Consider the following 12,074-nt stretch of genomic DNA (forward strand, 5'->3'; position numbering starts at 1 on the left):
GCGCCTGGCCTAAGGGTTTCGCGCCGGGGAAGCGCCGGCGCAGGCCCCATGATCGCGGCTTGGCTGGCGATTGACGAGACTTCTCCAGATTGTGCCGATCACGCGGCGGCAGAGGTTGCCGATCGCAATGCTGCGTTGACGCCGAGCCCAGGAATGCAGCTCATAACTCATCGGCAGACTGCTGCTCGGCTGCTTGCCCATTTCCGTTACCCCTCAAGCTTCGCTGTCTGAGTTCCGGTCCAAGCTACAGCCTGTCGCTCGCGGCGATAATCCATGTTAAATTCCGTTTATCTGTGACGAAATGGAATAGATGGATGGATCGACAGGAAGCCATGACGGTGTTTCTCGCTGTCGTCGAGGAGGGAGATTTCTCGGCGGCGGCGCGGCGGTTGCGCATGACGCCATCGGCGGTCAGCAAGATCGTCGGCCGGCTGGAGGCGCGCCTTGGCGTACGCCTGCTGCAGCGTTCGACGCGCAGCATCAGCCTGACGAGCGAAGGCAGCGCCTATGCGGAATCGAGCCGCCGCATCCTCGGCGACATGGAAGATGCGGAGGTTGCGATCCAACCGGGGGCGGTGCCGCGCGGGCGGTTGCGGGTGAGCCTGCCCAGCGCCTTCGGTCATCGCCTGATCGTGCCCATGCTGCCTGATTTCATCGAACGGTTTCCGGAGATCGACCTGGAACTCGATTTCAGCGACGCGGTCGTCGACCTCATGAACGGTGAGGCGGATGTTGCGCTGCGGGTCGCGGAACAGAGCGACAGCACGCTGGTGACGCGGCGGCTCGCACCAAACCGTCGCGTCATCTGCGCCGCACCCGCCTATCTCGAGCGGCACGGCGCGCCGCAAACGCCTGACGACCTGCAGCGGCATGTCTGCCTTGCCATCACCGCCCGCGGCCGTCTCAACGTTTGGGAATTTCAGGATGGCGACGGCCGGCGTGCGATCCGTGTTTGTGGCTCCGTCGAAGCCAACAGCACCGAAGCGCTCCGACGGCTTGCGCTCGCAGGCATCGGCATCGTGCGCCTTTCCGAACTGCTCGTGGGCGGAGATATCAAGGCGGGATTGCTGGTGCCGCTTCTGACCGGCAGCAACTATGCCGAGGCAGAGCCGATCACGGTCGTCTATCCGCACCGGCGATTCTTGCCGCCACGCGTGCGTGTTTTCGTCGATTTCCTTGCCGAGCAGTTCGCGCGTCGCCCATGGGAGGAGGCCAGATTTCGCGGGGAGCCCGCCGAGGCCGCCGTGCTTCCGAAATCTCGCCCGATGCTTTAATCCACCTCCTCGGATAAGATTTCACATAGGGAATGACGATGGCTGAAACTATTGAATTTGCTGATTTCGAGCGCGTGGACATTCGCGTGGGCACCATCGTCGAGGCCGAACCGTTTCCGGAAGCGCGCAAGCCGGCCATCAAGCTGAAAATCGATTTCGGCCCGGAAATCGGCATAAAAAAGTCATCAGCGCAAATCACGGTGCATTATCGTCCGGAGGATCTCGTCGGGCGGCAGGTGCTGGGCGTGGTCAATTTTCCGCCGCGCCAGATCGGGCCTGTGCGCTCTGAAGTGCTGACGCTGGGCTTTGCAGACGAGGCCGGTGCGATCGTGCTGGCTGCCACCGAACGGCCGGTCCCCAACGGCAAGAAATTGATGTGATCCCCATGAACATTGCTTTCGAAGTGATCCCCGAGCGCGTCAAGGTGTCCTGCCTTTGGCGCGCCGCCGATGCCGCGCGCGACTGGCGCGCAAGTCATGTGCTGTCTCTGCTCGATCCCGAATTGCCGGATGCCAACGTGCCCGTGATTGCGGACGCCAGCCACCGGGTCGTGCGCATGCGCGACCAGGAAAACCCGACCGCCACCCAGCATTTCCCGGATCTGGTGCTCGAAGTTTTCGAGGCGATGCGCCCGGCGGCCGAGCATGCTGAGAGCCGCATTCTCGTGCATTGCCATGCCGGCGTCAGCCGCTCGACGGCCTTTGCCTATGGTCTGATTGCGCATCAACTCGGCGCGGGGCGAGAGGACGAAGCCTTCCGGGCGCTCTTGGCGATCACCCGCAAGCCCTGGCCGAACCGTCGCATCATCGAGATCCTCGATGCCGCCCTTGGCCGCGGCGGCCGGCTGCTCGCGCCGCTCGATGTCATGCGCGCCCGTCATCCGCGCCGTATCGACGCCTGGCACCGTTTCAACGAACGACGCGGCCTGACCTCGATCTACCAGCGCTGACACGCTCAACTCTCCGGCAACAACATCTCGGCGTAGCGCTTGAGTGAGCGGTTGTAGCGGGGGAGGTGCCGTGACAGGCTGGCGAGCGCGAGTGCGGCCGCCTGTTGCGCCTGGCCAGTATCGACGAGGCAGAGCGCCAGGAAGGCGATGACCGCATCGTCGAGTTCGTCCGATGGCTTGTCCCGCTCGGCGGTGAGCAGGGCGATACCTTCTTTGGCGCGGCCGAGATTGCGCAGGGTGCTGGCGAGCTGGATGGTGGCCCGTCGGCGGCGAATTCCCTGAAGACCGTTTTCCAGCGCCTGCCGGTAGAGCGGCTCCGCCTTCATCTCATGGCCGGTCGAATCCTGCGCCGAGGCTCTTTCGAACACTCCGATGGCATGTCCTGCCGGCAGTTCGGCGGCAAGGGCATCGATGCGGGCGATAAAGGCTTCGCTATCTGTCGGGTCGAAGGTTGCCCAGAGTTCGGCCAGCCGTCGCTCCCAGTCAGCCCAATCGATGGCGTCTACCATGGCCCGTTCCCCTTAGCCCATTCGTGGCCAGAAGTGGCCCGCCCGCGCGGGAACGTCAAGCCGGGACGCGCACCGTTGCCCTGAGGCCGCCGAGCGGGCTGTCGCCAAGCGTGACGTTGCCCCCGTGGCTGCGGGCGATATCGCGGGCGATCGCCAGCCCGAGGCCAGTGCCGGAACTGTCGAGATTGCGGGCTTCGTCGAGGCGGAAGAACGGCTTGAACACATCCTCGCGCGAACGTTCGGGAATACCTGGGCCGTCATCGTCGACGGTGATGGTGAGCCACTTGGCACTGTGGCGCGCATCGATCTTGACAGTGTTGGCGTAGCGGTAGGCGTTCGAGGCGATGTTGGCGACGAGACGGGTGAAGGCGTTTGGCCGCACGCGGATATCGTCTTCCCCTTCGATGGATGTGGTCAGGGTCTTGCCGAGCAGTTCGGCTTCAGCGGCGAGCCGGGTCATCAGGTCGCTGAGTTTCAGCTGGCCGACGTCCTCCTCCGCTTCGCTGCGGGCGAAGGCCAGATAGCCTTCCAGCATGTTCTGCATGTCATCGACGTCCTGGTTCAGGCCTTCGAGATCGGGGTTGTTGCCGGCAAGCGCCAGCTGCAGCTTGAAGCGGGTGAGGATGGTTCGAAGATCGTGGCTGACGCCAGTCAGCATCGCGGTGCGCTGCTCGATCTGGCGTTCGATGCGCTCGCGCATCTGGATGAAGGCGAGGCCGGCGCGGCGGATTTCATCGGCGCCGCGCGGCGCGAAGTCGTCGATCTTCTGGCCCTTGCCGAAGCTTTCGGCCGCCTTGGTCAAGGCCAGGATCGGGCGGATCTGGCCGCGCAGGAAGAGCACCGCGATCGTCAGCAGCACCAGCGAGGCCGCCACCATCCAGACGAGGAAGATGTGGGTGTTGGAAGCGTAGGCCTGGTTGCGCCGGGCATAGACGCGCAGGATGCGGCCGTCATCGAGCTTGATGCGGATCTCGACGAGCTTGGAGTTGCCGACCGTATCGATCCAGAAGGGGCGGCGGACCTGGTTGGAAATCTCTTCGCCGAGGATCTGGTCGAGGATTTCGAAGAAGGGGCTGGGGCGCGGCGGCGGCAGTTCGCCGGGCGGGTCCACGGAGATGCTGAGATCGAGCTGATCGCGCGCGATGCGGATGATCTCGGAGATGTCGCGGTCGGCAGGGAAGGTGTCGATAAGATCGACGATCGCGGCAATGTCCCCGGTGACGGCGGCCGACAGGCGCTGCGTCACCAGCTGCCAGTGGCGCTCCATGAAGATGAAGGCGACCACCGACTGCAGAAGCACCATGGGAATGATGACGATCAGCAGCGAGCGGGCGTAAAGCCCCATGGGCAGGCGACGGCGCAGCCAGCGGGTGAACCGCCTCCAGGCATTGTCGTTCGCCCCGGATGCGCCGTGCTCTATGCCGTCAAAGCTTGCCATGGTTTGCCGCGCTCATGGGAAGGGCTGCCATTTCAGTCCACGCTCAGCCGGTAGCCGATGCCGCGCACCGTCTGCAGCCAGACGGGGTTGGACGGGTCGTCCTCGATCTTGCGGCGCAGGCGGTTGATCTGCACGTCGATCGTGCGCTCGCCGACCTCGGCATCGTCGCCGATCAACTCGTGGCGTGGGATCGTTTCGCCGGCACGTTGCGAAAAGAGTGTCATGATCTCCTGCTCGCGGTCCGTCAGGCGGATGTGATCGGCGCCACGACGCAGCTCCTTGCGCACCACCGAGAAGGTGTAGGGACCGAAGATCACCTGGTCGACCTTGGGGGTCTGGGCCGGCTGGTTGCGGCGCAGGATGTTGTTGATGCGCAGCACCAGTTCGCGCGGGTCAAAGGGCTTCGACAGATAGTCGTCGGCGCCGGCCTCGAGACCCTCGATGCGGGAGTTGGATTCCGCCAGCGCCGTCAACATCAGGATCGGCACGGTCTTGATTTGCCTGAGGCTCTGGGTGAGCGAAATGCCGCTTTCGCCGGGCATCATCACGTCGACGATCAGAAGGTCGAAGTCGAGGCCGACGAGCTTGCGGCGGGCTTCGTCCGCATCGGACGCGGTCGTCACGCGAAAACCCTGTTCGACCAGGTAGCGGTTGAGCAGATCGCGGATGCGCCGGTCGTCGTCGACGACCAGAAGGTGAGCCGCATCGTCCGAGACAGTCGCTTTTGTCGTCATTCCACGCTTCCCAAGTTGCAGGCCAGACCCGCGCTACGGCGGGCGTCAGTCTGCGGCGTTGTTCTTCATCCCGGCGAGAAAGCGCTTGACCGTTTCGCGCGCGCCCGGACCGGTTCTTGCCAATGCATCGGCTATGCGGCGGGACTGTGGCTCGGCAAGCGCACGCGCCAGCGCCTGGCCTTCTTCCGTCGTGTAGAGCATACGCTGGCGCCGGTCTTCAGGGCCGGTTTCCTGGCGAATATACCCGGAGTCGATCAGTTGCTTCAGCACCCGGGCAAGGCTCTGCTTGGTAATCTTCAGCGTGTCCAGGAGGTCGGCGACCGTCATGCCCGGCTCGCGGTCGACAAAGTGCACGACGCGGTGGTGCGCCCGTCCGAAGCCGCTCTTTTCCAGGATCGCATCCGGGTCGGAGGTGAAGTCGCGATAGGCGAAGAAGAGCAGCTCGATGATCTCGAAATCGATCGTATCGTCATCGGCGGCGGCATCGTTCAGATACCGGGTGTTCTCTTTGGATTGGCCGGCCACGCGGTCATTTCCTTTCAGCCTGATTGCAACTTGCGAAACATTCGAAAAAATATGTCAGCTTTGTTGACATATTTTTACCATAGCATTAGCGTCCATGCTCGGTAAGCGAGACATTTGGCGTTGGCAACATCTGAAAGGATATGCCGTGCCGTTCCGATCGCAAATCCAAAATCACGAAATTGAATTTTCCCTCAATCAGTTTGCCGATAGACTGAAAGCAGGGCGATAATCAACTAAGAATGGCGCGCATGCGCCGGAGGATGACACCATGGCAGCGGTTCCTTTTGATCAGTTGGACGGACAGATCTGGTTCAACGGCGAGTTCGTCGCGTGGAAGGATGCCAAGATTCACGTGCTGACCCACGGCCTGCACTATGCCAGCGCGGTCTTTGAGGGCGAGCGCGCCTATGGCGGGCGCATCTTCAAGCTGACCGAGCACAACCAGCGCCTGCATCAGTCCGCCGAAATCCTCGGCTTCAAGATCCCTTATTCGGTGGAGGAACTGGACGCAGCCAGCGTCGAGCTTCTGAAGCGTCAGGGCTTCTCCGAGGCCTATGTGCGGCCGATCGCCTGGCGCGGCAGCGAGAGCATGGGCGTTTCGGCGCAGAACAACCGCATCAACGTCGCCATCGCCATCTGGCAGTGGGGCAGCTATTTCAACCCGGCCGAAAAGCTCAAGGGCATCCGGCTCGATATCGCAGAATATCGCCGCCCGGATCCGCAGACGGCACCTTCGAAGTCGAAAGCCGCCGGCCTCTACATGATCTGCACCATCTCCAAGCATGCGGCCGAGGCCAAGGGCTATGCGGACGCGATGATGCTGGATTACCGCGGCCGCGTGGCCGAAGCGACCGGTGCCAACATCTTCTTCGTCAAGGACGGCGTCATCCACACGCCGGTGCCGGATTGCTTCCTCGACGGCATCACCCGTCGCACGGTGATCGAGCTTGCCAAGCGCCGCGGCTATGAAGTGGTCGAGCGGGCGATCATGCCGGAGGAACTGTCCGGTTTCAGCGAATGCTTCCTCACCGGCTCGGCCGCCGAAGTGACGCCGGTTTCCGAAATCGGTCCTTACCGCTTCACGCCGGCGACGATCTGCGAAACGCTGATGAACGACTACATGAAGGAAGTCTATCCGGTTGCCGCGGCAGCCGAGTAACGGCATCCGGAATGCTCTCGAAAGCAGAAAAGGCGGCCCCCGGGCCGCCTTTTGTCTTGCTACGGATATGATCGCAGAGTTAGGCGGTCTTCCCCAAGAATTGCCCGACGATTCCGCTCAGTACGCCGCCGCCGACAAGGCCGCCGATGGCTTGCATGGCGAGACCGGTCGCGGCTGCTTCTCCGCCGAGCATCTGAATGAGGAACCCGCCGCCAAGGCCTCCAATGGCGCCGACGATGGTCCGTGCGACGACACCGAATGCCTGCTGCTTCAACACTGCGCTGGCCGCGTTCCCGCCGGCGGCCCCCGCGATCAATTGGGTAATGATAGGCATTAATGCTTCCATTGATCCCTCCGTGTCGTGGCTCGTCGTGGACGCGCCACTAAAAGCCGATGAGCCGGCATCAATAGGTTGAAGCCTATTCCGGATTATTGTCAATTTGAGTGAAATGACGTTGCGGCGCCCGCTTCGTAGCCAATTGAAATGGCTCGATTTTAGGCAGAGGCAACCTCTTACAGGCAAAGCGGGAAAACGAAGCCGGCGGCAGGGGCGGCTGGAGGGAATGACCTTGCCGCGCATGATTCGTGCCGTCGGGAGAGCGAGGGAGGGTAATGCAGGCACGTCGGGAACCCCCGGCAACCGAATGATTGCCGGGGGTCTCGATTGTTAGCGATAGACGTAGACGATGCGTCGCGTTGCCGGCTCGACCAGAACGGGCTGGCCGTTGATGCTGACATAGTCGTAGCTGTAGTCGGGAACGCGTTGAACGGCCACGGTCTGCGGCAGTTCGGCACCGACGACGACTTCACCATCGAGATAGACGGTCTCGCCGGGGTTGGACGTGACGTAGGTCCGCACATTCTCCGGCGGCACGATCGGGTCGATCTGTTCGACCGGGCCGATCAATTCGTCGCCGCTGCTGACGATCACGGGGTCATTGGGCTGCACTTCATAGGTGACGGCAGGAATGGCCAGGTCGGCCCGGCGCTCCTGGACCACGACGGCAGAACCGCCAAGATCCGTCGTCAGATACTGGGAATAGACCCAGCCGCGCACGCCGCCGACGTCAATGCGGCACCACTTGCTGCCTTCGATGCAGCCGTCGATAACCGCGGTGCTACCGCGGGTCGCAAGGCCGACTGTCGGATATTGAGGGCCCGGACCTGTGCGGATGTTAAGGTCCGTCACCGTGGTCGCGGTCATGGCTGCAAAGGCGGACGGCGTACCGATCGCCAACACCAAACCCGCGGCCGTAGCGGCTCGCAACAGGGGGCGGGTAAGCTTCACCATCGTGTTTCTCCTTATATTGACGAGGGCCAAACGCCAGCAAGCGCGCGGATGTTCCCCCGGGAACGTCACGAAATGTGACGCTGTGACATTCTCCAGCCGTTGCCGAGGGCAGGACACGCCAGGAGAAAGGCAACGGGAGAGGGACAAAATGCAGAATGCTCAGCCGGATCAGAACAACGTCGCCGCGCGCAGCCTCAAGCCGGTCGTTCGGATCGTCGTCGCCGCGGAGATCGCGATTTCGGCGCTGCTGATGACCACCGTGCAGTGGCCGGCACCCCAGCAGCTGTCTGCACCGCAAATAGCCTCGCTTCGCTGATTGGCGCTGTCACCGCCGCCAATTGCCGCTATAGGAAGATGACGAGATCCTAGAGCGCGTTGCGATCTTCCAGATTCGCTTCCTACGCTTTAGGTTCTGGATTTGTCGCATGTCGTTATCGCAATACCGCTCCCAAATTTTTGCGCGACATGCTCTAGAGAGGCAGACGCGCATGTTACAGGCGGGCATCATCCCGGTTACCCATTTCGAGCAGAACTGCACCGTGCTGTTCGACAGCGAGACCAAGGAAGGCGTGATCGTCGATCCCGGCGGCGACGTCGATCTCATCCTGCAGACCATCCGCGAAAACGGCATCACGCTGAAGGCGATCTGGATCACCCACGGCCATATCGACCATGCCGGCGGCGCCAAGGAACTGAAGGACGCCCTCGGGCTCGAAATCATCGGTCCGCACAAGGACGACCTGCCGCTGCTCGAAAGCCTCGAAAGCCAGGCGGAGCGCTTCGGTCTGGCGATGAAGGTTCAGAACGTCATTCCCGATCGCTGGCTCGAAGAAGGCGACACGGTCTCCTTCGGCGACCATGTCTTCGAAGTCCTGCATTGCCCGGGCCATGCGCCGGGACACGTCGTCTATTTCAACCGGGCGCAGAACTTCGCCCATGTCGGCGACGTGCTCTTCCACGGCTCGATCGGCCGCACGGACCTGCCCGGCGGCAATCACCAGCAATTGCTCGATTCGATCCGCGACAAGATCCTGCCGCTCGGCGATAGCGTCGGCTTCATCTGCGGACATGGCCCGGGTGGTCAGATCGGCGAGGAGCGCCGCACCAATCCTTATCTGCGCGGGCTCTGAGCCACCACACACGCTCACGAAAAAGCCCATGTCTCTATCAAGACATGGGCTTTTCGATTCTTACGCCGAACCTGATTAGCCGGCGGTGCAGAAGTAGCTGCGGCCGTCGTAGCCGCGGAAGGTGCCGCTATCCGGGTTGAACGAGCGGTAACGCTGCGCGCAGTAACGGTACCAGGACGGGGTCCAGGGCTCGAGCGAGCGGTAACCGCCACCATAGCTGTCGACGACGACAGGGCGTGCCTGGTAGACCGGGCGAGGGCGGTAGGCCGGACGCGGCTCGTAATAGTCGTATTCCGGTTCCGGATCGATGTAGACGCGCTCGTTGTAGCCGCCGTTGTAACGCGGCTGCGAAGCGATCGCGCCGCCGATCAGAGCGCCGGCAACGAGACCTGCTGCACCAGCTGCCCATGCATCGTCATTGTTGTGGTGATGCCTGCCGCCTGCCTCGGCGGCGCCAAAGGTCGGGATGACCATAGCGGCTGCGGCGATCGAGAGAACGGCGGCTTTGATGAACTTGTTCATTTGGCTTCAATCCTTCGCATGGACCGGATCAACCCGGCCTTCATGATGGAGGAAGGTTAACGCGGCCAAACTGAACCGAGCCTGAACAAAAAAACCCGGCAAGAATGCCGGGCTTCAACTGGAATCTGTCAGCAGATAACGGCGTTAGCCGGCGATCTGCAGGTTGACCGCCTTCGGGCCTTTGCCGCGGCGATCCGGTTCGGTGTCGAAGCTTACCTTCTGGTTTTCCGTCAGACCGGTCAGGCCGGAAGCCTGGACCGCGGAAATGTGTACGAAGATATCTGCACCACCGTTGTCAGGCTTGATAAAACCAAAGCCCTTGTCGGTGTTGAAGAATTTTACAGTGCCAGTTTCGGCCATGCGTCAGGTCCTTTTCTCTCCACCCGTTTGACGGACGGGTAGCATTGCAATGTGCCCGGATGGGCGTTGGCAGGCAGTTCTCGACGTTTGAGGAAAGGGTCCTGGTTACCGCAGCCAGCCATTGGAAGGGCCGCATCTCTGCTTCCCATCGGTCTGGCCGCCCGGAGTTTTTGCGTCTCCGGCCCGCTTTTATTTCAAGATCTTCCCATGTTCGCAGATTGCCCGAACGAAAGTAAGATTGATGGGTTTATTTTGAATTGGCAAGCAAAACTTTTCGGGATTGGTATTGCGTCTTGTCATTGCTCAAAAATCGGTCATTTGCGGCTTTGTGGGGCGCTGCGCAAAATATATCGCAAGCTGTTGAAATCACAGCTTTTTGAAAACAATTGCTGCAAAATTGAGTGGTTTTCGCCGATTTCTCGTGCGCGGCGCGTAAAGCAGGCCAATCGCTTGGGATGCGTGCCGTCGGCAACTCCCTGATATGTTTGAGGCTTCTCACGTCGGCGGTTTCTTACGTAGATTTCTTGCAGAAAATCCAGAGCTCTCGGGCCGGGTCGAAAACGCAGGGCAAAGCTACGCCTTCGTTGCGAAGCAACGGGCCTATTGCCTGAACAACAGCAAGTAAAGCCTCAGTCCAGCGTCTTGGCGGTGGGGTGCCTATAGTTTCTTGAGGAGCCCTCAGGCAGGTGCTGGGGCGCGGCGGCCCTTCGTCAGTTCCGGCACGATCTCTACCGTCAGCATGGCGGCAAAGATGATGGCGCAGCCGGCATAACCGATCGGGGTGATGACTTCGCCAAGCAGGAGAACGCCGAAGAGGGCGGCAAAGAGTGCTTCGCTCGACAGGAAGATCGCAGCCTGCGGCGCCGTGGTGTAGCGCTGCCCGACGACCTGAAGAATGAAGGCAAGGCCGCTCGAAAAGATGCCGGCATAGAGGATCTCGAAGAGCGCGCCCTCTATGGCAGCGAAGCTCAGCGGCTCGGTCGTGACGGCGAGGGCGAAGCCGAGCACGGCGCAGACGGCGAACTGCGTCATCGACAGCAGCATCGGCCGGCCGCTGCTTGGGGCAAACAGGCCGATGAGCAGCAGTTGCACCGCCCAGAACAGGGCGCAGACCACGGTCAGGTAGTCGCCACCCGTCAGCGTCGACAGCGTGCCGCCGCTCAAGAGGAAAATGCCGAACAGCGCCATCGACGCCCCCGGCCAGATCACCCAATGCGGCTTGCGGCGCAAGAAGATCACGGTCAAGACCGGGACGAAGACGACGTAGAGACCGGTGAGGAAGCCGGAATTGGTGACGCTGGTGTCGAGCAGGCCGAATTGCTGCGTCACGGCGCCGGCAAAGAGCGCCAGGCCGATGAAGATGAAATTGCGCACGGTCGTCAGCTTGATGGGTTCGGCCGCGCGTTTCGTTTCGATGATGGCCAAGGGCATGGCGACCAGTGTCGCGATCGCAAAACGAAGCGCGATGAACCACAGCGGGCTGATCGCATCCATCGCCGTCGACTGTGCAACGAAGCCGGCGCCCCAGATGGCGCCTGAAATCAAAAGCAGCAGATTGGCCTGAATGCGCGGCATGTCGTTCTCTCCTCGGACAGGCGCGTCTAGCAGTTGCGTTTTCGCCGGGCAAGGCTCATCGTCGCCGCGATTGGGCGGAGTTGTTGTCGATGGAAACGGCCGGAGACACGGTGCCGGGAGAGGGCGCCGAGGAGGGAGCTCAGCTCCTATCACCCATCGGAGATCGGCGACCATGAGCGATGCCGGCTATTCCGGCACGCCGCTCGGGCGCAAGCTGGGGCTGAAAGACGGGCAGCGGGCCCTGCTTCTCGGGGTTCCAGCCGGGCTCGATGCGATCAGCGGTTTTTCCGGCTTTCGGGCCAGCGAGACCGAGATCGGCACCGTGGCCGCGCGCGACATTGACTATGCGCATGTGTTCGAAACGGAGCGATCGGCCTTGGAAGAGCCTCGCGCCGAAGCTGGCTGCGAGATTGAAGCCGGACGGCATGCTGTGGGTCTCCTGGCCAAAGAAGGCGTCGAAGCGGCCGACGACACTGACCGAGGACGTTTTGCGTGAAATCTTCCTGCCGCTCGGCCTTGTCGACGTGAAGGTTTGCGCGGTCGATCCCGTCTGGTCCGGGCTGAAATTCATGTTCCGGCGCGAGGTTCGCGATCGGTTATCGTGAACG

16 protein-coding genes and 1 pseudogene are annotated in these 12,074 nt (G+C 62.0%); 8 read left to right on the top strand and 9 right to left on the bottom strand.

Features of this window, described 5'->3' with window-relative positions; all coding sequences use genetic code 11:
- The first annotated feature begins 314 nt into the window (after positions 1-314).
- From ASD63_RS06605 to ASD63_RS06615, 3 genes are read left to right on the top strand one after another with little or no spacing between them, the layout of a single operon-like run.
- Positions 315-1,274: a LysR family transcriptional regulator gene (locus ASD63_RS06605; protein ID WP_034788727.1), complete on the top strand. Its 960-nt coding sequence runs from the start codon at positions 315-317 to the stop codon at positions 1,272-1,274.
- 38 nt (positions 1,275-1,312) lie between these two features.
- On the top strand, positions 1,313-1,654 hold the full coding sequence (locus ASD63_RS06610) for a tRNA-binding protein (protein ID WP_034789031.1): 342 nt from the start codon (positions 1,313-1,315) through the stop codon (positions 1,652-1,654).
- Positions 1,655-1,659: 5 nt separating this feature from the next.
- Positions 1,660-2,223, top strand: a complete 564-nt coding sequence (locus tag ASD63_RS06615) for a protein-tyrosine phosphatase family protein (protein WP_034788722.1) — start codon at positions 1,660-1,662, stop codon at positions 2,221-2,223.
- A 5-nt stretch (positions 2,224-2,228) separates the two neighbouring features.
- On the opposite strand, the gene ASD63_RS06620 is transcribed toward ASD63_RS06615, so the two are convergent.
- The 4 genes from ASD63_RS06620 to ASD63_RS06635 are packed head-to-tail and all read right to left on the bottom strand — an operon-like array spanning position 2,229 to position 5,429.
- On the bottom strand, positions 2,229-2,732 hold the full coding sequence (locus ASD63_RS06620) for a tetratricopeptide repeat protein (RefSeq protein ID WP_034788719.1): 504 nt from the start codon (positions 2,730-2,732) through the stop codon (positions 2,229-2,231).
- Between the two features lie 55 nt (positions 2,733-2,787).
- The gene (locus ASD63_RS06625; RefSeq protein WP_034788716.1) at positions 2,788-4,170 is read right to left on the bottom strand and encodes an ATP-binding protein; all 1,383 of its coding nucleotides are present in this window, start codon (positions 4,168-4,170) and stop codon (positions 2,788-2,790) included.
- Positions 4,171-4,202: 32 nt separating this feature from the next.
- Positions 4,203-4,904 (bottom strand): response regulator transcription factor, encoded by a 702-nt coding sequence (locus ASD63_RS06630; protein ID WP_034788713.1) that lies wholly within the window; start codon positions 4,902-4,904, stop codon positions 4,203-4,205.
- 45 nt (positions 4,905-4,949) lie between these two features.
- The gene (locus tag ASD63_RS06635) at positions 4,950-5,429 is read right to left on the bottom strand and encodes a MarR family transcriptional regulator (protein WP_034788710.1); all 480 of its coding nucleotides are present in this window, start codon (positions 5,427-5,429) and stop codon (positions 4,950-4,952) included.
- Between the two features lie 268 nt (positions 5,430-5,697).
- On the opposite strand from ASD63_RS06635, the gene ASD63_RS06640 reads away from it, so the two are divergent.
- Positions 5,698-6,588, top strand: a complete 891-nt coding sequence (locus ASD63_RS06640) for a branched-chain amino acid aminotransferase (protein ID WP_034788707.1) — start codon at positions 5,698-5,700, stop codon at positions 6,586-6,588.
- A 79-nt stretch (positions 6,589-6,667) separates the two neighbouring features.
- On the opposite strand, the gene ASD63_RS06645 is transcribed toward ASD63_RS06640, so the two are convergent.
- Entirely contained in the window at positions 6,668-6,934 is a 267-nt protein-coding gene (locus tag ASD63_RS06645; RefSeq protein ID WP_034788698.1) for a hypothetical protein, read from the bottom strand.
- 321 nt (positions 6,935-7,255) lie between these two features.
- Positions 7,256-7,879: a DUF1236 domain-containing protein gene (locus ASD63_RS06650; protein ID WP_034788696.1), complete on the bottom strand. Its 624-nt coding sequence runs from the start codon at positions 7,877-7,879 to the stop codon at positions 7,256-7,258.
- 148 nt (positions 7,880-8,027) lie between these two features.
- Here ASD63_RS06650 and ASD63_RS35605 point away from each other — a divergent pair, with 148 nt between their 5' ends.
- Together ASD63_RS35605 and ASD63_RS06655 are read left to right on the top strand one after the other, a co-directional pair.
- A complete protein-coding gene (locus ASD63_RS35605; protein ID WP_089044992.1) occupies positions 8,028-8,195 on the top strand; it encodes a hypothetical protein in 168 nt (55 codons plus the stop codon).
- 172 nt (positions 8,196-8,367) lie between these two features.
- Complete coding sequence (locus tag ASD63_RS06655; RefSeq protein WP_060528889.1) at positions 8,368-9,009, top strand: MBL fold metallo-hydrolase; 642 nt, start codon at positions 8,368-8,370, stop codon at positions 9,007-9,009.
- 75 nt (positions 9,010-9,084) lie between these two features.
- Here ASD63_RS06655 and ASD63_RS06660 read toward each other — a convergent pair whose 3' ends face one another.
- Both ASD63_RS06660 and ASD63_RS06665 read right to left on the bottom strand, forming a co-directional pair.
- Complete coding sequence (locus ASD63_RS06660) at positions 9,085-9,531, bottom strand: BA14K family protein (RefSeq protein ID WP_034788692.1); 447 nt, start codon at positions 9,529-9,531, stop codon at positions 9,085-9,087.
- 144 nt (positions 9,532-9,675) lie between these two features.
- Positions 9,676-9,891, bottom strand: a complete 216-nt coding sequence (locus ASD63_RS06665) for a cold-shock protein (RefSeq protein ID WP_034788690.1) — start codon at positions 9,889-9,891, stop codon at positions 9,676-9,678.
- Between the two features lie 207 nt (positions 9,892-10,098).
- On the opposite strand from ASD63_RS06665, the gene ASD63_RS34930 reads away from it, so the two are divergent.
- Positions 10,099-10,371 (top strand): hypothetical protein, encoded by a 273-nt coding sequence (locus ASD63_RS34930; protein WP_127889314.1) that lies wholly within the window; start codon positions 10,099-10,101, stop codon positions 10,369-10,371.
- 198 nt (positions 10,372-10,569) lie between these two features.
- On the opposite strand, the gene ASD63_RS06670 is transcribed toward ASD63_RS34930, so the two are convergent.
- On the bottom strand, positions 10,570-11,466 hold the full coding sequence (locus ASD63_RS06670; protein WP_034788688.1) for a DMT family transporter: 897 nt from the start codon (positions 11,464-11,466) through the stop codon (positions 10,570-10,572).
- A gap of 172 nt (positions 11,467-11,638) precedes the next feature.
- On the opposite strand from ASD63_RS06670, the pseudogene ASD63_RS06675 reads away from it, so the two are divergent.
- A pseudogene (locus tag ASD63_RS06675) lies at positions 11,639-12,071 on the top strand (hypothetical protein).
- The last annotated feature ends 3 nt before the right edge of the window (positions 12,072-12,074 follow it).

The sequence above is a fragment of the Ensifer sp. Root558 genome (genome assembly GCF_001427045.1).
GTDB lineage: Bacteria > Pseudomonadota > Alphaproteobacteria > Rhizobiales > Rhizobiaceae > Ensifer > Ensifer adhaerens.